At 47.7% G+C, this 25129-nt stretch carries 13 protein-coding genes; 3 read left to right on the top strand and 10 right to left on the bottom strand.

All coding sequences use genetic code 11. The features are described from left to right. Positions 1-39 precede the first annotated feature (39 nt). A complete protein-coding gene (locus tag ACTHMC_RS14390) occupies positions 40-591 on the top strand; it encodes a DinB family protein (RefSeq protein ID WP_440414009.1) in 552 nt (183 codons plus the stop codon). Here ACTHMC_RS14390 and ACTHMC_RS14385 read toward each other — a convergent pair. Continuing rightward, a complete protein-coding gene (locus tag ACTHMC_RS14385) occupies positions 588-1631 on the bottom strand; it encodes an isoaspartyl peptidase/L-asparaginase family protein (RefSeq protein WP_440414007.1) in 1044 nt (347 codons plus the stop codon). The genes ACTHMC_RS14390 and ACTHMC_RS14385 overlap by 4 nt on opposite strands. 255 nt (positions 1632-1886) lie before the next feature. Here ACTHMC_RS14385 and ACTHMC_RS14380 point away from each other — a divergent pair, with 255 nt between their 5' ends. Continuing rightward, positions 1887-6611, top strand: coding sequence for a translocation/assembly module TamB domain-containing protein (locus ACTHMC_RS14380; RefSeq protein ID WP_440414005.1), 4725 nt, complete (start codon positions 1887-1889; stop codon positions 6609-6611). An 80-nt stretch (positions 6612-6691) separates the two neighbouring features. Here ACTHMC_RS14380 and ACTHMC_RS14375 read toward each other — a convergent pair whose 3' ends face one another. Continuing rightward, complete coding sequence (locus ACTHMC_RS14375) at positions 6692-7900, bottom strand: bifunctional 3,4-dihydroxy-2-butanone-4-phosphate synthase/GTP cyclohydrolase II (protein WP_440414003.1); 1209 nt, start codon at positions 7898-7900, stop codon at positions 6692-6694. 512 nt (positions 7901-8412) lie between these two features. Here ACTHMC_RS14375 and ACTHMC_RS14370 point away from each other — a divergent pair. After that, on the top strand, positions 8413-11715 hold the full coding sequence (locus ACTHMC_RS14370; RefSeq protein ID WP_440414001.1) for a TonB-dependent receptor: 3303 nt from the start codon (positions 8413-8415) through the stop codon (positions 11713-11715). Positions 11716-11788: 73 nt separating this feature from the next. Here ACTHMC_RS14370 and ACTHMC_RS14365 read toward each other — a convergent pair whose 3' ends face one another. From ACTHMC_RS14365 to ACTHMC_RS14330, 8 genes are all read right to left on the bottom strand, one after another. Beyond that, entirely contained in the window at positions 11789-14110 is a 2322-nt protein-coding gene (locus tag ACTHMC_RS14365; RefSeq protein WP_440413999.1) for a Gldg family protein, read from the bottom strand. 59 nt (positions 14111-14169) lie between these two features. Further along, on the bottom strand, positions 14170-15486 hold the full coding sequence (locus ACTHMC_RS14360) for a MutS-related protein (RefSeq protein WP_440413998.1): 1317 nt from the start codon (positions 15484-15486) through the stop codon (positions 14170-14172). Positions 15487-15623: 137 nt separating this feature from the next. Continuing rightward, positions 15624-16913, bottom strand: a complete 1290-nt coding sequence (locus tag ACTHMC_RS14355; protein ID WP_440413997.1) for a MutS-related protein — start codon at positions 16911-16913, stop codon at positions 15624-15626. 23 nt (positions 16914-16936) lie between these two features. After that, complete coding sequence (locus ACTHMC_RS14350; protein ID WP_440413996.1) at positions 16937-19249, bottom strand: Gldg family protein; 2313 nt, start codon at positions 19247-19249, stop codon at positions 16937-16939. Positions 19250-19263: 14 nt separating this feature from the next. Further along, on the bottom strand, positions 19264-20184 hold the full coding sequence (locus ACTHMC_RS14345; RefSeq protein ID WP_440413995.1) for an ABC transporter ATP-binding protein: 921 nt from the start codon (positions 20182-20184) through the stop codon (positions 19264-19266). Positions 20185-20227: 43 nt separating this feature from the next. Further along, entirely contained in the window at positions 20228-21016 is a 789-nt protein-coding gene (locus ACTHMC_RS14340) for a hypothetical protein (RefSeq protein WP_440413993.1), read from the bottom strand. 18 nt (positions 21017-21034) lie between these two features. Further along, a complete protein-coding gene (locus tag ACTHMC_RS14335) occupies positions 21035-22495 on the bottom strand; it encodes a RagB/SusD family nutrient uptake outer membrane protein (RefSeq protein WP_440413992.1) in 1461 nt (486 codons plus the stop codon). A gap of 10 nt (positions 22496-22505) precedes the next feature. Then, positions 22506-25129: SusC/RagA family TonB-linked outer membrane protein (locus tag ACTHMC_RS14330; RefSeq protein ID WP_440413990.1), on the bottom strand; the 2624-nt coding region annotated here is incomplete at its 5' end.

Raw genomic sequence — 25129 nt, 5'->3', positions numbered from 1 at the left:
GTTTCCGCATTCAGTACCTTTATTGCAAATTGTTTTTCTATGAGCAATACATTGGGCAATGAATTTATCCAGAGCAGCATCAAGCGTTTCAAAACCTACAAGCAGCTGGCGGATAAAACATTTGAGCAGCTGACAGATGCAGATTTCCATTTTCAACCGAATGGCTCCTGCAATAATATCGCCATTATAGTGCAGCATATGGCAGGTAATATGAAGAGCCGCTGGACGAATATCCTCACAGAAGACGGGGAGAAACCCTGGCGCAACCGTGATGAGGAATTTGAAGACCAGGGGTACGGCAGGGAAAAACTGTTGCAGCTATGGGAAGAAGGATGGAGCGTATTATTCAATACACTGGCGGATTTGACGGAAGAAGACCTACTTAAAAACACTTATATCCGCAAGGAACCGCTGACCGTTTGCGATGCCATCATTCGCCAGATGGCGCATTATCCCACGCATGTGGGCCAGATCGTTTATCTCGGTAAGTTGATCAGGCAGGATGAATGGAACAGTCTGTCCATCGAAAAAGGAAAATCGGAGGCGTACAACAACGCACCCGGCATAAAAGATCCGGCCAAGCAGTTTTAATCTTTATAGATCTTAACAGTAACCTTACCCTCACGGTCAACCGAACCGCGGTACATTCCTTCCGTATTGAAAGGCATTGTGAAATTGCCTGCTTTGTCAACGGCTATGAGACCACCATCGCCGCCCAGGGCAGGCAATCTCTTTTGGATCATCTCCAAGGCAGACTCTTCCAGGCTCCGGTTACCGAATTCCATCATATCGCTCACGGTCTTGGCCATTACCAGCCTGATGAAAAATTCACCCCATCCGGTACAACTGATGGCGCAGGTAGCATTACTGGCATAGGTGCCGGCCCCGATAATGGGCGCATCCCCCACCCTGTTGTAGCGTTTGTTGGTCATACCACCGGTGCTGGTAGCCGCTGCCAGATTACCCTGAATGTCCAGAGCCACCGCCCCTACGGTACCGTATTTTGAATCTTTGTTCTCTGGCTGTTTGAGTCCTGACGTGGGTTTGCTGCCATGGTCCAGTTCAGTTTTCGCAGAATCCTCTTTCTTCACACGCTCCAGTCCTTTCCATCTTTCTTCCGTGTAGAAATAGGAAGGGTCCACTATTTCGAGGCCCTGTAACCGGGCAAACGCTTCAGCTCCTTTACCGGTCATCATCACATGCTGGCTTTTTTCCATTACTGCCCTGGCGGCTGTGATGGGATTGCGGATGGTGGTAACACCGGCCACTGATCCGGCGGCGAGCGTCCGTCCATTCATGATGGCCGCATCCATTTCATTCTTTCCTTCATGCGTAAATACGGCGCCCTTTCCGGCATTGAATAAGGGGTTATCCTCCATGCTGCGAACGGCAGCCTCAACGGCGTCCAGAGCCGATCCCCCACGTTTCAGGATGGCATACCCCTTGTCCAGCGCCGCGAGTAAGCCATCCTGGTAGGCACGCTCCTTTTCAGGGGTCATATTCTTTTTCAGGATGGTACCGGCGCCTCCATGGATCACCAGTACAGGCTTCACCGTGGCGCGGACAGAATCGTTTTGTGCTAAGGCACTGTTAAATAGCATCACCATAAAAAAAGGAAGAATAAGTTTCATGCGAATTTCGTTTAGGCTGGTACTGCAATGTATGTTTTTTGTGCCGTGAAGGCACCTGAAAACAGGGAATTTCTATTATTCATTGGTATCGAATTTGCTCATGAACCCTGATCGCCTAATTTTGCACCCAATACTCAGAACCTGAGAAAGTTTTGGAAAATATCCCGGACCATTTTACTGGTCCTTATTGCACTGATAGTACTGGTATGGCTTGCGCTGCAAACCACTCCGGTACAGAACTGGCTGGTCAAAAAAGTGACCAACCGGCTTAGTCGCGACCTCCATACCACCGTTTCCATCAAACATGTTGACTTTGCCCTCTTCAACAAGATGAGCCTGGAAGGCACCCTTATCAAGGACAGGCTGGAGGATACCCTGCTCTATGCCGGTGCCCTCAAGGTGAACATTACCGACTGGTTTTTCTTCAAAGACAGGATTGAGCTCAAATACCTGGGCCTGCAGGATGCTCAGATCAACCTTACCCGCATAGACTCCATCTGGAACTACCGCTTCATCACAGATTATTTTGCAGGTCCCAAAGAAACATCGGGCAGCAAAGGCTCCATCAACCTGGACCTTAAGACCATCGATCTGGACAATGTAGCCCTGCTCCAGAAAGACGCCTGGCGCGGAGAAGACATGGCACTCAGGTTCAGCAACCTGGATATCGATGCACAACAGGTGAGCCTGGTGAACAAACAGCTTTACCTGAATACCCTGATCATCGATAAGCCGCTCTTTGCCATCTTCAACTATGATGGCAACAGACCGGACTCCCTTCGTCCCAAAAGCAAGGACACCATCTATGTGAACGATCCGAAAAACCTGCGCTGGAATACTGGCGACTGGGACATCCGGATCGCCAGTTTACAACTGAAAGACGGCACTTTCAAATCCGATGTTGACAATAAACGCAAGCCATACGATTATTTCGATGGCGCGCATATTCAGTTCAGTGATATCCAGGGCGACTTCAAAGATGTGCGCTTCAAACAGGATTCCATTCTGGGTAAGATAAAACTCAGCACCATCGAACGCAGCGGCCTGGTGGTGAAGCACCTCAATGCCGACCTGAGATGGCATCCCGAAGCGATGGAGTTCAACAACCTCGATCTCCAGACCAACCGCAGCCATCTCCACCGCTACTTTGCCATGCGGTACAATACTTTTGATGATATGGCTGACTTCATCACCAAAGTGCGTATGGAAGGAGATTTCAATGAAGCCGATCTCGACAGTGACGATATCGCCTATTTTGCTCCCGAACTGAAAGAATGGAAAAAAAAGGTCAGGATAAATGGAAAAGTTCGCGGGTCGATAGACAATCTCTCCGCTAAGAATATCACCATCGAATCCGGACAGAATGCATACCTGAAAGGGAATATCAGCCTTCGTGGACTGCCGGATATCAACAAGACATTCATCGACTTTGAAGCCACCGATTTCCGCACCACGTATGCAGATGCCATCAGGATCATTCCGCAATTGCGCACCATCTCTCAACCCAGGCTTGATCATGTGGAATACCTGCGTTTCCGCGGCAACTTCACCGGCTTTGTGAAAGACTTTGTTACCTACGGCACCATTGAAACCAATCTGGGTACCCTGGTAACGGATGTGAACATGAAATTCCCCGATGCCGGTCACACCAACTACAATGGTAACCTCCGTACCAATGGCTTCGATCTGGGCAAGTTCCTGGATGTACCACAGCTGGGCCGTATTTCTTTCAAAGGAAATATCAATGGCCGTGGCCTGAAAACCGGGAACCTCAATGCCAAACTCGATGGGGATATCTACTCCATTGAAGCCAATGGATACGAATACAAAGACATAGTAGTGAAAGGCACTGTTGCCAAACGTCTCTTCAACGGGGAGCTGATGGTGAACGATTCCAACCTGGTGGCCAGGCTCAATGGTCTGGTGGATTTCAGCAAACAAGTGCCGGAGTTCAACTTCGATGCGGATATTTCCAAAGCCAACCTGAAGAACCTCAACCTGACGAAAGACAGCATCAACGGTTATGGCAAATTCGATTTCGATTTCACCGGTAACAATATCGACAACTTCCTGGGAACAGCACGGGTATACGATGCTTCTGTATTCAAGAACAGCCGCAGGATATCCTTCGACTCTCTTTATGTAGAATCGAAAGTGATGGGCAATAACAAAGTGATCACCCTGCTCAGCAATGAATTCGATGCAGCACTGGTAGGTGATTTCTCCATTATGGAATTACCCGCCGCTTTCCGCAGCTTCCTCAACAAATACTTCCCCAGCTATATAAAACCCGCCACCACCATCAAGAACGAGAACTTCAGTTTTGTGATCACCACCAAAAAAGTGGAAGACTACCTGGATTTCATCGACAAGAACCTGGGAGGATTCAACTTCAGTACGGTGGCCGGCAGGATCAACAGCAAGGAAAACCTGCTTGACCTCAATGCGGAAGTACCGCAGTTCAATTACAAGAATATTTCCGTTTACAATGTCAGCCTGAAAGGTGTCGGGAACCGCGACAGCCTTTCGGTGGAAAGTTCCATAGCTGATGTGTACATCAACGACAGTCTGCATTTCCCCGGCACCACCATCAAAGTGGGATCAGCCAATGACCTGTCGCATATCACGGTAAAGACCAGTGCCAGCCAGACCATCAATGCAGCCAGCATCGCGGCCAGGGTACAGACCATGCCACGTGGTGTGCGTGTTACATTCGACAGGTCCAACTTTGACGTGAACGGTAAGAACTGGTTCATTGAAAAAGATGGAGAACTGGTATTCAGTGAAGAGTTGATCTCTGCCGATGGCGTGCGGATCTACAGCGGGGACCAGGAGATCCTGGTGACTACCCACCCTTCCGATATCGGCAATACAAATGATGTGCGGGTATCGCTTAAAAAGATCAATATCGGCGACTTCACGCCTTATGTGGTAAAAAAGAACAGGGTCGAAGGGCTGCTCACCGGCACCATCGATATCATGGATCCTTTCAAAAAGATGCAGGCGGATTTCACCGGCGAAGCGGAACAGTTCAGACTGGATGACGACAGTATCGGAAAGGTGACGCTCCGCAGCAATTACAATATGCGCAACGGGGTGATCAACTTCGGGGCCATCAGTAAGAACGACAACTACAATTTCGATGTCACCGGTATTTACAATACCAAAACGGACAGTGTGCTGAACAGGCTGCCGCTCGACATCAATGGCGAGTTCACCAATATGCGCATCAGGCTGCTGCAGCAATATCTCTCCGGCGTATTCAGCGACCTGGATGGCTTTGCCACCGGCGACCTGCGTGTGGCGGGCCCTACAGACAATCTTACCTACACCGGCCGCGTAAACCTGAAAGACGGACAGCTGCGTGTGAATTATACCAACGTGCTCTACAAGATCCCATCGGCCTCCTTCGATTTCAGAGATGGTTTCGTGGACTTCGGGGCCTTCCCTATCCGGGATGAGTTCGGTAATACCGGTACCATTTCAAAAGGCATCCTCAGGCATGAGGCATGGGATAATCTCGAATTCGACTTTGCCATGAACACCAACAAACTGCTGGTGCTTTCCACCAATGGAACCGGTAAGGATGCGTATTTCGGGACTGTTTTCGCTAAAGCGAATATGACCCTGAAAGGACCATTGGCAGATATGCGGATGGACATCAAGGGGGAGCCGGCAGACAGCTCCAAACTCTATATCCGTTCCGGTCCCTCCCGCGAAAGCGGCCAGGCAGACTTCATAGTATGGAAAGTATATGGCCGTGAAATGCAGCCTCCGAAACAGTTCCAGGAAAGCAACCTGACTGTGAGCCTGGATATCAGCGCCAATAACTACGCCAATATGTACGTGATCCTGGATGAGCTCACTGGCGATATCATCAAGGCTAACGGTCATGGTAACCTGAAGATCAAAGCCGGCACGGATGGGGACTTCACCATCATCGGCCGCTACGATATAGACCGGGGGAACTACAATTTCAGTTTCCAGAGTTTCCTCCGCAAACCGTTCACTTTGCGCGAGGGAGTGGGCAATTATATCCAATGGAAGGGTGATCCCTATGACGCAGACATCAAGGTGGATGCGGAATATCATGCAGAGAACGTACGATTCAGTGATCTCGGTCTCGATCAGTTCTCCATTCAGGCCGGTTCCTCAGGAGGGGTGAATAATGCCGTACGCAAATACCGGGGCGAAGTGGTAGTGGTGGCAAACCTGACGGAAAAGCTCATGCGCCCAAAGATCAAGTTCGCTATTGAACTGCCGCAGGGAAGCGCCCTCAAGAATGATCCGGATGCGCTCGCCATCCTGCAACGTATCCAGAACGATGAGAACGAGCTCAACAAACAGGTGGCATTCCTCATCGTGTTCAACAGCTTTGGTCCGCTTCAAACCGGCAGCCAGAGCGGGCTCGGCAATATCGCCTTCGAAGGTGTGGTGATCGGAAGCATCTCCGGGATGGTATCAGGCGCATTGAGTAAATGGAGCTCCAATATCTTCCAGAAGATCTTCAACGACAAGAGCATCAAGGTGAATTTCAATGCCCAGTTGTACAGTGGTTACAACCTGGTTGACAATACAGACCGTAACCGGATCAACTATGACCGGAGCAACCTCAACCTCAATATCGGTAAGAGCTTCCTGAATGAGCGGCTGACCTTCACATTCGGCAGTGCGCTTGATTTTGGATTGAGCAGTGAGCAGGTGCAGGCCACCAAGAACCTCCAGTTTCTGCCGGATATCACGGCTGAATGGAAGATCCGACCGGATGGTAAACTGGTGCTCACCTTCTTCTACCGCGATTCCTACAACTACCTCACCGGCACCGGCGTTGGCGCCAGGCAGAACCGTTCCGGGGCCAGTATCAGTTACCGCCGTGACTTCGACAATATCGGGGAATTGCTGAGAGGAGAGAAAAAGAAAAAGCCGAAGGCTTCTCCGCCTCCGGCTCCTAAAAAATCAGATAGTGTTATTAATAAGTAGCGTGCGGAAAATAATCAGAGTGCTGCCAGTAGCTCGCCTCTGGCGAGTGACTGCCAGCTCCCCGATTAAATACTGCTGATCTATCCTTTCAGAATTTCGTGTCCTAATTTATCCCGCTTTGTCTGCAGGTATTTTTCATTGTGCTCATTGGGTGCGATCTCGATCGGTACAGCTTCAACGATCTCCAGCCCATACCCCAGCAATCCTGCGCGTTTTTTGGGATTATTGCTCATCAGGCGCAGTTTGGTGATGCCCAGTGCACGTAACATCTGTGCACCGATACCATAATCACGTTTATCCATCGGGAAGCCCAGGTGCAGGTTGGCTTCAACAGTGTCCATTCCATTTTCCTGGAGCTTGTAAGCTTTCAGTTTATTCATCAGGCCGATACCCCTGCCCTCCTGGTTCATGTACAATACAACACCTTTTCCTTCTTTTTCCACCATGGCCATGGCAGCATGGAGCTGGTCCCCGCAATCGCATCGGAATGAGCCCAGGATATCACCGGTGAAACAGCTGGAATGTACGCGCACCAGGATGGGTTCATCCTTTTCCCACGTACCCTTGATCAGGGCCAGGTGCTCGGCATTGTTGCTCTTGTCGCGGAACGCCACCAGTTTAAAATGACCATACTTGGTAGGCATGTCAACACGCACCACTTCTTCGATGAGGGTGTCTGTTTTCAGGCGGTATTCGATCAGGTCTTTTATGGAGATAAGCTTCAGGTTGAATTTTTTGGCGATCTCCTTCAGTTCGGGGAGACGGGCCATGGAGCCATCCTCATTCATGATCTCCACCAGGGCGCCGCCGTAAGGAGGGGGAAAACCGGCCAGACGGGTAAGGTCTGTGGTGGCTTCCGTATGGCCTGCCCTTCTCAGTACGCCGCCATTCTTGGAGCGAAGGGGGAAAATATGTCCGGGACGGGCCAGGTCGGAGGGCTTTGTGTTGGGATCTACCAGTGCCTGGAAGGTTTTGGCCCTGTCATGAGCCGAAATTCCGGTGGTACAGCCATTGCCCAGCAGGTCAACGGACACGGTGAAAGCCGTTTCATGGAGGGCTGTATTATTATTGACCATCAGGCCGAGTTCCAGTTCAGTACAGCGGTCCTCTTCCAGTGGGGCACAGATGAGACCTCTACCGTGGGTAGCCATGAAATTGATCAGTTCCGGAGTGATATTGTGAGCGGCAGTCAGGAAATCGCCTTCATTCTCACGGTCTTCGTCATCCACCACAATGATCAGTTTACCATTCCTGATATCTTCAATAGCACTTTCTATAGAATCAAGCATACCGCAAATTTTTGCAAAGTTACTAATAAAACACCCTCCGGTGAAGAAGGTTCAATGCGTATCGAGAATCACTGTTTCCTATTAAGCAGGGGTTACCAAGCAGCATCGAACGGACCGCGCCTGTCTATTGATACGCAAGGGGAAACGATAAAGTTTCCTCCGGCGGGAAAGACAGTTTTCCCGTGTAAAGCGGTGTTTGGGTAGTTTGAATTGCCCATTTCAGAGTGTGAGTAATATGTTAATGCCTTTTTAACACTTGAGGTTTATATCTGTTACATTTGTTTTCATTCAGATTTCCATAAAGTACCCCGATCCTGCCCCGGCCTTGAACTGGCGAAATGGTTAAGGAACTAACACGGTTTGCCAATCTGTTCAGTAGCAGCAATTCTATGTTCATTCATGTACAGTCCGATGTACATATAGCCTGAATTAATCATAAGATAACGTATTGCTTACCAAAATGGTAATGCCAGAATAGTTTCTTTGTTGCCAACTATTAAACACGATATAGTATGAGAAGAATTACGCTCTTTCTTTTAACCCTGTTACTATTGTCAGCGGGCCTTGAAACGATGGCCCAGGTTACAACCAGTAGTATGTCCGGCTCAGTAAAGAATGAAAAAGGTGAAGCGCTTGTTGGCGCCACCATCACCCTGCGGCACGTTCCCAGTGGCGCCGTATTCAATGTAGCTACCCGTACCGGTGGCAGGTTCGACATCAACAATATCCCTCCCGGAGGCCCTTACAATGTAAAAGTTTCTTATATCGGTTATGCTGATTTCACCCGCGATGATATCAATATCCCGCTGGGTGAAAAATTCGATCTGCAGACCACTCTCCAGGCCGGCAATTCAGAACTGCAGGTAGTGACCGTGTCGGCTGCAAGAAGAGGCGCTACTGAAAAAACAGGCGCTTCCACCAATATCAGCAACCGGGCAGTACAGAACCTGCCGAATATTTCGCGCAACCTTACCAACCTCACCCGCATTACGCCACAGTCGAACGACAACGGATTTGCAGGGATGAACAAACGGTACAACAATATCACCATCGACGGCTCCCTCTTCAATAACAACTTCGGAAGAAGCGGAGACGGTATGATCCCCGGCGGCGCCGTATCAGCCATCTCCATCGATGCCGTTGACCAGGTGCAGGTGAATATCGCCCCCTTCGACGTTCGCCAGGCCGGCTTCATCGGTTCAGGCATCAACGCCGTTACCAGAAGAGGTACTAACAACTGGTACGGAACAGTTTATGGCTATTACCGCAACCAGAACTTCACCGGCAGAAAAGTGCTGGACCAGAAGGTTGACAACCCTGATCGCACCAATAAAACATTCGGAGCAAGTATCGGCGGCCCGATCATCAAAGACAAACTGTTCTTCTTCGTTAACTATGAAATGGAAGACAGAACGCAGCCTGGTCAAACATTCGTGGCTAAAACATCTACCACAGATGCAGGTCCCAACGTGAATTCAGTACTGGAATCAGACCTGAAAACACTCAGAGAATTCCTGGGCAAGGAATATGGTTATGATCCAGGTATTTACCAGGGTTACGACTTCAAAACAGAGAACAAGAAACTCCTGGCGCGTATCGACTGGAACATCACCAATAAACATCGTCTCAGCCTGCGTTATTCTCAGTCCAATACGGATGATGATGACCAGATCAACTCCTCCAGCGTTACCGGCGTTTCCGCTCAGCGTATCAATAACAGCCGCAGAGGTGGCACCACCGGCGGTATGGCTTACAACGGATCCAATTTCAAGAACAATGTGAAAATATGGTCCGGTGTAATGGAACTGAACTCCAATTTCAGCAACGTAGTGTCAAACCAGCTGATCGCTTCCTATACAGATAACCAACTGAAACGTGTGCCTAATTCCACGGCTTCCTTCGTGGATATCATGCGTGCAGGTGACCAGAACAACGTGTATATTTCATTCGGTACAGACCTCTTCTCTTACAGGAACGAGATCTCCGATAAGGCGCTCAATATCGCGGACAACGTTACTTTCAACCTCGGCAAGCACACTGTTACGGCAGGTGTAAGCTATGAGTACCTGAAATTTGCCAACTCTTTCACCAGTGCGGGTGGGCCTTCTTACTACCGCTACGCTTCACTGGCTGATTTTATGGCAAAGGCCGCCCCTGTTGTGTTTGCAGTGGCTTATGATCCCAATAACCGTTTAGGGATCAAGGTACCTGAAGCAACCTTTGCCCAGTGGGGCTTTTATGCACAGGATCAGTGGACCGTTTCAAACAGGTTCAAACTCACTTACGGCGTTCGTTTCGATCTGCCTTCTTATCCATATGATCCTCCACGGAACCCCGCGCTGGAATCAGTTGTTTTCAAAGACAATTCCCGCTCGCCCGAATCATTCGACGTAAGCAAATGGCCTGACGCTAAAATGCTGATCTCACCCCGTGTTGGATTCAATTATGATGTGGATGGCGACAAGCAGACCATCGTTCGTGGTGGTACCGGATTGTTCACCGGCCGCATACCTTTCATCTGGCTGGTTAACCAGGTGGGTGATAATGGTGTGATCCGCGCTATCTACCAGGCAACCAGCAGTGATCTTCCCGGTATTACTTATAATACCGACAGAACAAAATACATTCCGGCAAATCCTCCTGCTGTAGGCGCAACCATTCCAAACGGTTCTTCTTACACAGCCGTTGCGAAGGATTTCAAAATGCCACAGGTATGGAGAACGAACCTGGCGATCGACAAGAAGTTTGCCAACAATTACACGTTCACACTGGAAGGGTTGTTCACTAAATTCGTGAACAACGTGTATTTCCGCAACGCCAACCTGGGAGAGCAAACAAATACAGTGGCAATGGCGGTTCCACGTCCGTTCTTTGCATCAAGACTCAACTCACAGGTCAACCAGATGATCGTGCTCGATAATACCAATAAAGGCTACAGCCTTACGCTCACTGCAGGAGTGAATAAAACCTTCAGCAAACACTGGGAAGCAGGTCTGGCTTATACCTACACACTGGCACAGGAAGTGGCCATCGGCAGCTCCGACCAGTCAGGCAGCGGATGGGCAACCAACAATATCTCTATCAACCCCAACATCCCTGAGCTTGGTCAGAGCAACTATGCAGTACCACACCGCATCGTAGCACACGGTTCTTACAGGGCTGAATACTATCTTTTCGGTGCGCCTACCGCCACCACTTTTGGTTTCTTCTATTCTGGTCAGCCACAGGAGCGTTACAGCTTCCGTTATGGCGCCGATATCAACGGCGATGGTCAGACGAACGACATGCTCTATATTCCTAAAAGCCCTTCTGAGATCACATTCGTGGAAGGATTCATTGCAGGGGGTAAAACCTATACTGCCAAACAGCAGAGCGATGCGTTCTTCGCCTTCATAGAAAATGATAAATACCTGCGCAAGCACAAAGGACAGGTGATCGAGAAATACGGAGCCCTGCTGCCATGGTACCATTCACTGGATGTACGCATCCTGCAGGATTTCATTGTGAGAAGCGGTACTAAAAAGCATACCCTTCAGCTGAGTTTTGATATCCTCAATGCGCTGAACCTGATCAACAGCAACTGGGGATACCGTTACCAGTATACATTCGGTACCTTCCAGGACATGGGTATTGTGGGCATTCCAACCAGGATCAATGGAAGCACGCCTTCGAACAATACCGGCAACGAAGGTTACAACCCGGCCACTCCGAAATTCACTTTCGATCCGGCCGCACCCGCTGCCGCTTACAAAGCTAATATGACCACTACCAGCACATGGGGACTGCAGATTGGTCTGAGGTATATCTTCAACTGACAGGCAACAAAACAAATAGTAAAAGGTGTCTCTGAATTACAGGGACACCTTTTACTATTTAAGTTTTCCGGGCTTACTTTCTCTTTCTTCGTATCAGAATGATTGTACCGGCCAGTAACAACAAACCTGGAATGCCATACAAATAAACATAGTTCAATACTTTCGCAGTATCTTTTCCAATCGTCAGTTTATTGTCATTCACTTTTATCCACTCCGTATAAACAGGGTATTCATTATTCACGAGCCAACTGTAAAGGCCCAGTCCGACAGCTCCCCCTGTTAAATATCTGGGCGACATGAAATCGGCATCGCCCATGATCACGATCCGTTGAACTTTATTATTGAAATTCCGGGAAAGCCTTACACCCAGGACGTATTCCTGCTGCTGTATGTCCCCTTCCGCCGGCAAGTTGATGGGTGCTGCAGAATCTGCCACATACACGCCGTTCTCTATCCAGGTTTCAGGATTGCCTGTCATGGTCAGGATGGGCTCGATCTTAAAGCCACCCGTTTCCTGTGAGCTGATAGTAGTTATACCCGAAAACGAAGCACCAGCCCGATCTCTGCCTGTTTTTTGAAACTTTTGCATGCGTTTCTCCCTGGCCATATAATTTCCTGTATCATTTAACGGGAGATCATACTTATGGGCTTCCCGGTGTGGTCCCGGACTTACGAGGATCCCATTGTTCAGGTTCACTCCCAGTTTATTCAGCACCGGGTTCAGCATTTGTTGTTTGCCTGGTTCTGCATAGAAGAATGCATTTCCTCCGTTCTCCAGGTAACGGAGTATCTTTTGCTGTTCAGTGGTATCAAGTTTTGATCTGGGGTCTGCTACAACAAGAACACTGGTGTGTGCAGGAATATCCCGGTGCAGCAAAGAGAGGGTATCAGCATCCATGCCATTATTCACAATGGATGCGGCTGATGTCTGTGCGTTGGCATGTGCACCAAACTCTCTTTCACCAAATCTCCAGGGACTGCGTTCGTAATGCCCTGTAGTGAAAAATACCTTTGGCGTGTTGCTCCTCGTCAGTCTTCTGAAACTTCCGGACATCGGCGGTTGCTTTGGCCAGGGATCCTGACCGCCATCCGTAAATCGTGCGAGCGTTTTCTTGCCTTTGTATTCCAGCTCTATCACGGTACGCAGATCTTGCTCACCGGAAAGGTCTGCCAGTTTATTTACTTCTCCGGGCTTCAGAAAATCATTCAGATCAACATTGTTCAGTTTTGCCGTTTGCCGGGCGATGTAATGTATGTCTCTGTTTGGGTACGACCTGTACAGTGAACTATCGCCTTCCCTGATATCGTAATAGTACACATATTTCCATTTGATGTTCGGATAGAAGCGTACATACCGGTCCCAAAAATCCCATATGTATTGATTTCTTGATCTGGGAAACCCATATTCCGCTTTGTTTCCCAGCAGATTTGTATACAGGGTGGCTGTCACAGGCGACCCATCCAGTTCTTTGAGCGCAGACTGTGTTGCGCTGTCAAGGGTATTTATTTTATCCTTCGTTACATCCAGGTAACCAATATATCCCGGTCTGGAAGTTAGATAACCGAGTGTCAGTATCACCACAATCAGCATTGAGTTCCTGTAAAAGGTCACCTTCCAGGATCTTGATTCCTGCTTGCTTTTCAGCCTGATGGCAGTAAGCCCGAGGAAGAGGAGGATGATGAGCAGGAAATAACATACATCCCTGGTAGTGATAAGTCCCTGTATAATGCTGCCTGTTCTGCCTCCCGGGGAAAGGAACCAGGTGATATCCCTGATAAAGTCATATTGTTGCCCGATGTTTCCCATCAGATTCAGGAAACTGAAAAGCAGAAAAGTTGCGATCCCTGCCACTACCTGGTAGTTGGTGAGGCTTGAAACGAAAAAGCCTATTGCCATCAGACAGCTTGAATAAAGTATCAACCCGAACAGCATGGAGAAATACCAATAAAGTTCAGCATTATCAACGGTGAAATAACTTGTGAAAAAGATCAGTGCCAAAGAAGACATCAGCACAAGATTGAACAGGATCAGGCCAAGATATTTTCCCAGCACAATTTCCGTGATGCGCACGGGTGATGACCTCAGCAGTTTCATAGTTCCCGACTGCTCTTCCCGGTTGATAGTACCCATGGTAAGCAACGGTACAAATATGAAAATGTAAAGCATGGCATTTGTCAGGGATCCCTGCACCATGAGATAGGTGAGCGATGATTCAGAATCAATGATCACATTACTGTTCTTCAAAAATAATTCCTGCCCCCTGGCCCTGTCTACAAGTTCCGTCATGAACCTTGTGGCGGCAATAACAAAGTACACTACAAGTGTTATCCAGGCTATCGGAGCGTAGAACAGGGTTTTCAGCTCTGCTCCCGCTATTTTGAAAATTATTCTCATTACAGATCTTGTTAACGATAATTAGAAAGATTGTTGTGTATGCTCCAGGCAGTGATGGCTCAATGTCCTATCAATTCAAGGATACCTTCATTCCTGATGATCATCATGCCCTGCCTGTCTTCCGTGATGCCTTCCTTCAGGCGGTAAGTATACCTGGGACCCCCCTGCACCAAAACAGTTGGCATAAAGTGGAAACTGATATTCTTTCTGCTCTTCAACGCCTCTCCTACTTCAATGATATGCGTAGACACGATGAACAGGCAGTTCTGGTATTCAGCAAATGCTTCAGTCACGGCCAGGGTGCCATCATAAGCATCTTTCACATTCGTTCCTTTGAACAACTCATCAAACATCAGCAACAGATGCCTGCCAGTGGCTGTAGCATCCGCAGCATTCTTTACGCGCACCACTTCTGCATAGAAATGACTATACCCCAGCGCAATATTATCCGCCACGTTGATACTGGAATAAATGCCTTCCCTGACAGAAAATTCCATGCTGGCCGCTGCTATGGGAAAACCGATGTGCGCGAGGTACATGGAGATACCGATCGTTTTCATCCAGGTAGACTTTCCGGCCATATTGGCTCCGGTCAGGAAGATCACGTTGCTGTGCTGTTGCATGGAAATATCATTGCCGATAGCTCCACTGATGCACGGGTGCCTGAGATCTGTTGCCTTCAACATATTGGATTGCCTGGGCAATGCTGTAGCCCAGGTGAATTGGCCGGAAGCCGCCACATTTCCCACGCAAATGTTCACATCCAGTTCCGCTATGAATTGCAATACGGTTCTGACCTGCTGAATGAATTTATTTTTCAGCAGATGATCGGACCCGGCAATTTTTTTTACAGAGATGCCAGAATAGATATCCGTATCTGTCAATGCCTTCATCTTCGGATTATCGAGGATCGATTTTATTTCAGCTGCGCGTTGCCTGTAGGGCCCTTGCTGCTGGTACAGCAATTCAACAATGCCCTGGCATTTTTGAAGGCAAACGATGCTCGCCTGCAATCCCTGAATGAGGGCCTTGTACCGTTCATCGCGGGTGAGACCTGATAAAGTTTTTTTCACCAGGATATTTATCAGGGTATACAATGGTCCTTTATCTCCGGCAGCATCCACGTATTCCTGCATTAACTGCACTTGCTGCGGATCAAATGGGAATTGCAGTTTCTGCTGCTGGAAAAACTGAAAAACGGCAGCGCGCTGGTTGATCAGCTTTTCGTCCATCAGCGGCATCTTGAAAAGCTGGTCCAGCAACTGTTCTCCGGATCTTGTTTTTACCAGGTTGAAGAGCGAATAAACGGAGCCCTGCCTGAACTTACCCATCAGGTTCAGCTCTTCCTGGGACTGCCTGTCTATAATGAAACTCATAGTTTATTTTTTTATCAGAGTGTGCCCGCCTCTGGCGAGTTACTTATATTTGTTCGCCTCTGGCGAATACCGTGTCGCCGGAGGCGACGCAATAGAAGTCACTCGCGGGGACGCGAGCGACTGTTACACCCTGCGGTTTATACTTTCTTCCCGTTTTTCAAAGTTTCCAGAATACCTTCATTGCGGATGATGATCATACCATGACGATCATCGGTAATTCCTTCTTCGAGCGTATAAGGATATTCGGGCGAAGTGCCATTCATGCGGGTAGGCAGGTAGTAAAATCCAATATTGGTTTTTTGTTTTAATTCATCGCCTGCTTCTACAATATGGGATGAGATGAGGAAGAGGCTGGTTTTCTTACCGGCAAAGGCATGCGTGACAGCCACAGTACCTTCATGCGCATCCTTTACATTGGTTCCCCTGAACAATTCATCAAAGAGTACAAATAAAGATTTACCGGCACCCAATTCAGTAGCCATCTTTTTTACACGCAATACTTCAGCATAGAAATGACTGGCGCCGATCCCTAAATTATCCGGCAGGTTGATGGTGGTGTAGATCCCATCCATCACCGAAAACTCCAGCGACCTGGCCGCCACAGGAAATCCCATATGTGCGATGTAAACTGCCGTGCTGAAGGCGCGCAGAAAAGTGGACTTTCCCGCCATATTGGCCCCTGTAAGAAATACCACTGATCGGTCTGCATGCATGAACAGGTCATTGGCCACTGGTTTTTTCAATTCCGGATGGTACACACCCTGCACTTTCAGGATATTGCTGGCCCTGGGATGCGCCACCGGAAAAACGAAATTTCTGTTGGTGGCAACCCGCGCTACTGAAATGTATACATCCATCAGGTATATGAAACTCAGTACAGCCATTACTTTCTCTCTTTCCTTTACACGGATGAGAATATCGAAAGCTGTTACCGCGCCATAAGAAAGGCGGTTCCCGGACTGTTCTCTGAGCACCGGTTCCAGCGCAGGATGCTGCAGCAGTACCAGCATTTCAGACCGCTCCTTTTCCAACTCTTCTATGTGCAGGATGGCACCCTGTTCTACAAAGGATCTTACAGAATGGAACAACCCGATAAAGGCAGTTACACCACTGCTCACCTCTTTCTCTCCCATTACCGGTTTTTGCCCTTTGCCGGCATCTTCATCATAACTCATGTATTTTTCAACACTGTCAAGCTGGGATGATTCAAAAGGGAAACCAGTTCCCGCTTTCGCGAATGCTGCAATCACTGCCGCTCTTTTTGTAATGGCATCCTGATCGGACAAGGGTTGCCTGAACATTTTTTCTAACAGCAATTCTCCTCCCCTTGTTGCAGCATTATTGTAGATATCATAGATCCCATTGCGTTCTCTTTTGGCAAACAGCCTGAGATCTTCTATTGTCTGGTCATCCGTTTGGAGGAACATTGTTTGAACAGTTTATGATTTTATTATTTTCTTTTTCTGCGAACGAGCAGTACAATAGCTGTCAGCAGCAGTAGTGACGGTACCAGGTAAACATATATCTTGAACAGCAACGCTGCTGAGGCAGGTGTCAATTTCAGGAACCTGTCTTCCGGCACCGGGAAGTTTGCATAATATGGATACTTATTGTACAACGTCCAGCTGTAAAAAGCGAGGTCGATAGAAATGCGGCGCATTCTGTATTCGCTCATGAAATCAGCATCGCCTGCAACGATGATCCGTTGTTCCTTGTTATTGATCTTCCTGGTGAGCTTCAGTGCTATTACATATTCTGCTTTCTGTACATCTCCATCAGCAGTAGTGTACACGGGAGGGGCGGAATCCACTTTCATCACACCTGTTTCTATCCAGGTATTTGCATCACCCCGTTTGGTGATCACCGGCTCTGCCCTGAAGCCATTTATTTCCCTGTAACTGAGATTCAACATACCCTCGTTGTGCACCCTGCCACCGCCGGTACCATGGATCTGGTACATCTCCATTTGCGGCTCCTTCGCAAGAAAATTACCAGCCCGGTTCAGGCCATTGATGAAGATATGTGGCATTTCATTTTTATTGGGACGAACAATGATGCCATCATCCGGGTAAACGCCAATTTCTTTCAACACAGGAGCCAGGATATGCTGCTTACCAGGTTCAGTAAAGATGAGCGCGTTACCACCTTTATCCAGATAATTGATGAGTGCCTGCTGTTCAGTTGGGCTGTAAGCAGATTTGGGGTCAGCCACTACAAGCAGGTCGATGTTCTTTGGCACTTCTCCTGTTGCCAGTGAAATAGTATCCGTATCCACACCGTTGTTGATCAGTGAACGTTTGGTTTTCTTCAGATTTGTATGGAACATGAATTCCCTTTCTGTATGATTGACCGGACTCCTTTCATAGTGTCCTGTTACAAATGACACGCGTTCCTCTTTATTCCGGGTCAGCCTGTTGATGGAAGCAGCTACAACATTGGGTGGAGGCCATAATGGACTGCTGAAAGTTCTCAGAAAAGTCTTCTTCCCATTATATTCCAATTGCATTACCAGGATCTTGTCTTCCGCACTGAGGTCGATCTTTTTCCTGATCTCCTCCGGTCCCATGAAAAGAGAGGAGCGGATACCTAAGATCTCTGCCTGGATCTCTGCAATTTCTTCCAGCGATTTGCCGGGGAAACTGCGTAAAAGAGAACTATCCCCTTCACGCACATCGTAATAATATTCATATTCGAACCGGATATTGGGGTAGAACCTGATAAACGGCTCCCAGAGGTCTTTCATGTATTTGTTCCTGTTCTGAGGAAGGCCGTGTCTGCCTCTTCCATCAAAGAGATTGGTGTAAAGCGTAACAGTCAGCGGTGATCCGTCGAGCTCCTTCAACACCTCCCGGATCACAGGGTGCAGTGTATTGATCTTATCTCTTGTTGTATCAGCATAAGCTATATAACGGGGCCTGGAGCTGACATAACCGATAGTGATCACAAGCAGCGCCAGCAGGCTATACCTTGAAGCCGGTACGGTCCATCTTTTTGATTCCTGCGTGCTGCGCAATTTTATCATGGCAGCACCAACAAACAGCAGGATAAGTGACAGGAAGTAAAGTACTTCCCTGCTGGTGATCAATCCGCCTAACATCAGATCAGTCTTTCCGGAGATGGAGAGAGCAAAAGTGATATCCCGGATCAGATCGTACTGTTGCCAGAGGGATGAAACATTCTCCAGCACAAACAGAACGGCAAAAGTGATCACCGCTGCAACGATCTGGTAATTGGTAAGGCAGGAGATGAACAAGCCGATGGCGGAATACGTGGCCATCATCAGAAAAATTCCCAGCAGGATGGAGAAATTCACATTGATCTCGGGATGCTTTACACTCAGGCTGACAGACAACAATTGAATGGCGATCACCGATAACAGGATACAATTGTAAAGCATCAGCCCCAGGTATTTGCCGATCACGATCTCCCTGGTATTGATAGGAGAAGAATACAATAACCTGATGGTGCCATTGTTCACTTCCCGGCTGATCACTCCCATAGTAAGTAAGGGAATGAACAGGTAGAGATATAATTTCAGCACGCTCAGGATGCCCGTGGATACGATCGTTCCAATGCCTGATTCAAATCCGTTCCACGAAGGGTTCGCCTCTATCGACACATCCTGCACAACTGCAAACTTCTCCATCACAAATGCGAAGATCCCTGAGCCTGCTGTAAAGAACAGGATGAGCACCAGCCAGGCAATAGGCGAATAGAACAATGTTCTCAGTTCCGCACGGGCTATCTTGAAAATGATTTTCATATTATTTGGCAGGATTAAGATTGTTGAGACAATTGTTTGAATACATCGTCCAGTACAGACTTTTCAAGGTTGATCTCCTGCAGCTTCCAGTTGTGTTGCATACTGGCTGCGATGATGGCTTCGCTGATGCCGGTTTCCCTGCTGAAAAAGATCCTGCACTGCTTATCTGTGATGAATTCCACTTTTGTAACACCGGGGACCTTCATTAATTCAGTTGCCTGCGGTGGATTATCCATTTTTACAAGCAGGGAAGCTGGCTGGATATAGTTATTGAAACTCTCCATGGAATCAGAGAACACCATCCTTCCAGCTTCTATCATAATGATATCGCGGCACAACAGATTGATCTCGGACAGTACGTGAGATGACAACAGTATCGTATGGTCCTGTGCAATTTCTTTGATCAGTTTTCTGGCTTCGATGATCTGGTTGGGATCTAATCCATTGGTTGGTTCATCCAGGATCACAATGCTGGGTTTATGTATGATGGCCTGCGCAATGCCAACGCGCTGTTTGTAACCACCTGACAGGTTTTTAATAAGCCGTGAACTGAAATGGCTGATCCCTGTTCTGTCCATCACTTCAGCCACCGATCTCTTAATTTTATCTTTTTCAATAAAGCGCAGCTCTGCAGTATAGGTCAGATATTCATCCACGGTGAAGTCTGTGTACAATGGAGGTGCTTGTGGTAAGAAACCCAGTTGCTTTTTTGCCAGCCTGGGATTTTCGCTTTTATCGATGCCATTGATGATCACTTTTCCTTCCGTTTGATTCAATACTCCACAAATGATATTCATGGTGGTTGATTTGCCTGCTCCGTTGGAGCCGAGCAACCCAATGACCCCGGGTTGGTTGATCTCGAAATTGATATCACGGATAGCCCAGGCATTAGAATACCTGTGGGAGAGATTCTCCACTTTTAAGACGTTAGTCATATGTATACAGTAAATGTTTTATTGAATGCAAGGAACCCTTTCCCTACCTGTGTTTCATCAGCACTATTTTTTGTTGATTGGTACCTGTGCCTGAAGGACGGCCCGTAAAAACAAGGGTATTAGGGATATACATCCATAAGGAAATATTTGTAGTCCCAATATTAGTGGTGGTATAGGTAGTAAGCAGGTCCCCGCTTGCGTAGTCTCTTATTTCAAATTGATAATCTGCAACCGAACGCCCTACTTTCAGCGCTGCAAATTCAGTGACAGATTTGAAAGGTAATAACTGGATATAAGATCCGGGAGCCTGCCCTTTAATGTTCACACTGAGAGCCTGGCCTTCACTGAAGTTGGCGAACCGGATAAGTGTAAGGCTGTCGTTCATTCCAATGTCAGGGAATTTATCCTCGTTGACAGTGTACGCTGCTGCTGATTTTTCCTCATAAATGAACATGGAGTAGATCTTTCCTGTTTCAAGCTGTAGATCCGCGCTGACCACCGGCCGGTCATGCGGCATGGTGTCAGGCTGTGCATACAGATCGATCTTTTGCGGAAATATTTTCAGGAATATATTACTGCGCAGGTTGAATGATTTGTTATACAGAGTGAGTGCCGTGCTGTACTGGATCGGATGTTTTCCGGACAGGTTTGCACGCAGTACCACGCCATCATTCAGCAAATTGAATGGCTGTACCGTGGCCGGGTTTGCATCATACAGTTTAGCTTTATCGCAGGCATTTAAAACTATCAGCAACAAAAATATTGTAATAGCGGACAATAGCCTGCTTCGGAAATTTATATTACGGATTGCTCCGGTATTGATGATGTTCATAAAGTAGTTTTATGCGGTTTAGCGGGAATTATATTCCGGGTTTTGGACCAGGTTGTTGTTGTTGATTATTTCTCCGGCAGGAATAGGATACAGCAGCTGGTAGTTTCCCTGCCAGGGTTGTTTGTAGGGAATTGCGCTCAATATCTCTTCTGCTTTTCCTGTCCTTTTCAGATCAAACCAGCGGTGCCCCCATTCTGTGAATAATTCAGTCCTCCTTTCATGCGCAATGGCTTCGATCACCTGTCCGGCCGACAACTGATCGTTCAGCTCATCTACCCCTGCCCTTCTTCTCAATATGTTCAGGTCTTCGATGGCCGTGCTCTTTGCAGCCGGTGTCAACAACATGGTGGCCTCTGCCCTGATGAGATGGAGTTCAGCCATTCTCATTACTGTATAGTACTGTCCTGGTGCGCCGTTCCTGTATTTTACGGGAATAAAACCTGAAGGCACTGCCAACATCCATATATTCTTCCGCTGGTCATTGGCTTCAAATGCGTTGGCTAATTGGGGAGTGATCCCGTAAGTGGGAAAGTAGGATCCATTGGCAGCGGGCACATTATACAGCTGCCTGCTTTCAGGTGTTTGGTTCAGGATGCGGGCCTCTTCCGTGGTGGGTTTCAATTGAAAGATCGCTTCCTTGCTATTGGGAAGAAAAACTTTACTGATGTCAGTTTCCACACCAAATAGAGCAGTGTGACCGATCACTGCGCTGGCGCTGCTGATGGCAGCCTGGTAATCTCCGGTATAAAGGTACACCCGCGCCAGCAAGGCTTCTGCAAACCATTTATTCACTCTCACCCTTTCATTATTGCCGATTGCAAAATCCGCTGTGAGTGCAGCTTTTGCTTTCACCAGGTCTGATTTGATCTGATCATATACTTTCGCAACCGGGGACCTGGGAAGGCTGGCCGTTTGCTGAAATGCTGCACTGAGTGCCAGGGGTACATCTCCATAAAAGTTAACCAGGTAGAAATAGCTGAAGGCGCGAAGCACCAGCGCTTCTGCAGTCAATTGTTTTCTTACGCTGTCAGAAAGCGATGACGAAGTGGATGCCCCGATCCCTTCTATTACAGCATTGGCATCATAGATCGTTCGATATGCCGATTTCCACAGATTATCAGCTTTTGAACTGTTTGTAAGAGACAGATTATTCTGTGAGGCAAAAAAGTCAGTGCCTATAACCTGGCCACCGGCCATGAACAGATCATCTGCAGAAAGGCTGCCGAGAATTGTTGAGAGCCCTGCTGCAAAATTATTGTTGCCGATCTGCGTAACTGCGCTGGCCGAGTATTCAGTTCCATTGATCATTTTTGAATAGATCCCTGCAATGGCCCATTCAGCCTGCTTATTGGTAACAAAAAGCTCCTCGGTGGTGATGGAATTGATCGGTGGGCCTATCTCCAGTAGTTTACTGCACCCGGTAAGGGAGAGTATGCAGATGGAAGCATATATGATGGGGGAAAAAATTGTATATCGCATATTCCTGGTATTAGAAATTAATGGAGAGTGAAGTGTTGATCGTTCTGGGGATTGGCGTCACAAAAATGCCTGACGAAAGATCCGGGTTGAGCCAACTGGATGACGTGATGGTGAACAGATTCTGGGTCTGGATCGAAAAACTCGCATCCTTCATCCTGATCTTACTGATCCATTTTGCTGGGAATTTATATTCGACAGCCAGGTTGGTCATCCTTACATAGGATGCATTCACATAGCTGGCATCGGAAGCTTTGAGTACATTGGATGAACTTGTGGAGTACCTAGGATATTTTGCCTGATCTCCGGGCTTTTGCCAGTGGTTATACTTTATTTCATCCGGAATACTGATATTCACAGGCCCTCCCGGAACAACCGTCAGGTATGGATTAGACATGCGCGTATTAACTACCATGAAACTGGAGGATACTGACAGGCTTTTGTAATTGAAATTGATATTAAATCCACCGGTGAATCCCGGAACACTGGCATCGATTGAAATATAGCGGTCATCAATATCCGATGATGGAAAGTTTCCACTACCCGTAGTAATTACCCCATCTTTATTCCTGTCTTCATAGGTGGCATTTCCGGTAAGGGGATCGATTCCTGTATATTTCAACACATATTGGGTGGTGAGCGATTCTCCTACCCTCAGCCTTTCACGGGAAGAAGATCTTTCGAGGTTAGGAAATGCGATCAGCTTATTGGTGTTCCTGCTCATCTGGAAACTGGCACTCAGCCCCCAATCCTTACTGTTGATAAGCATGGCAGACAGACTGACTTCGAAACCGGTATTAGCCACCTTTGCCTCTGAATTGGCAGTTACATCAGGAAAGCCAGTCAGAACAGGCGTTGGCAGGTCAGTCAGCTGATTATCGGTGACCTTGCGGTAAACAGCCATCTCCAGCGATATCCTGTTTTCAAGAAAGGCCACAGACATGCCCAACTCAGACTGGATGGTAGACTCCCACTGAAATTGCTGGTTAAGTGGTCTTATCACATGAAAGGCTTCAAGTCCATTGTATTTATACAGGGATCTTGTGTCACGGATGGAAACTGATTTGGACCAGCGACTCAGATATTCATAATCGCCAACCTGATCCGAACCTGTAGTACCATAACTGCCTCTGAATTTCAGAAAACTGAACCAGCCTGGCATAATTTTCCGGAGCCATTTTTCATCAGAAGCGATCCATGCAAGCCCCGCTGATGCAAAGTTCCCGAATTGCTTGCCAGGTCCAAACTGAGAAGATCCATCTCTTCTTGCGTTGATGTTGAGCACATATTTATTGTCCCATGCATACCTGATGATGGCAACTCCTGAAACGGTTTTACGCTCGCGGACCCCTTCCGTGAATATATTCTGTAAGGCATTGTTATAGCTTTTCATCAATGCATCATTGGGGAAGCGCTGAGACTGGATAGTTTCACCCCTTGTATTTATGTATTGCATATTGCCGATCAGTTGAAGGGTAAGGTTTCCTTTGCCGATCAGAGTATTGTACCTGAGCTGAGGTTCAACCGTCCAGCTCTTGCTGGCAGACTCTCCAAATACTGCCGATGAGAAGCCAACAAAAACCGGGTCATTGGCGGCTTCGGGTGAATAATTTGCATTCGTATTGTGAGTGAATGAGTAGCCGGCATTTGTTGAAATGGTCAATCCTCTTATGATCTCGTATCTTACGTTCATATTATTGTTGAGGACAAACGTGTTGCTTTCGCTGGGCTTTTTCAGGTTCGAGAATGGGTAAGTGCTTCCATTCTGAGTTCTATATGGTTCAAAATTGAATTCGCCTTTTTCATTGTAAATATCCGGTGCATTGGGTTCGGTATCGCCAAGGTCTCCCAGTAGGGCGGCGTTCACTTCGGTAAATGAGATACTGTTGCCGAGACTGAATCCGAATTTCTGATTACTGCTGGCATGATTGAAACTGGAAAATAAAGTGCCCCGGTGATTTTTTGCACCATTGTTCATGAGTTCTTTAATGGTGGTATAACTGGCTGAAATGGAATAATTGGTTTGATTGATGCCGCCGGTAACCCGGGCATTCACGGTAGTCTCAGATCCGGTGCCAACGAACAATCGTTGCCAGTCAGTATATTTTGTGGTATCCCAGCGCATCAGGTCAGGTGCATTTCCCTGGTCCGGAATGATCCCGTCGTTACGGAATGCTTCTCTCCTCATTGCCAGGTACTCCTGGGTGTTCAGTAATTTTGGATACCTGGTGTTCATCGTAGTACCCTGGCTGATCGAGAAATTGAAGCTGGTTGGACCGGATTTGGGTCTTTTAGTGGTGATCAATATCACGCCGTTGGCGCCTCTTGAACCGTAGATAGCTGTGGCATCTGCATCTTTCAGTACGCTGATACTTTCAACATCCCTCGGGTTTATGCTTAACAAAGGATTTTCTCCACGTACATTGGGTAATCCCCCCTGTACAGCTCCCATTGAGATGGGCAGCGTTCCTGTTGTAGGTGAAGCATTGAGGGTAGTAAAGGGAATGCCATCTATCACATACAAGGGATCAGTAATGGCATTGGGATTGATGGTATTTATCCCCCTGATAGTAACCCGCATGGGCGCAGCAGAATTACCTGATGTTTGCTGCACGTTCAAACCCGGTACCCGGCCGA

Source organism: Pseudobacter sp., assembly GCF_051955275.1.
Lineage (GTDB): Bacteria > Bacteroidota > Bacteroidia > Chitinophagales > Chitinophagaceae > Pseudobacter.
Note: the sequence above shows the minus strand (reverse complement) of the source record. Positions and strands in the feature narration are given on the sequence as shown.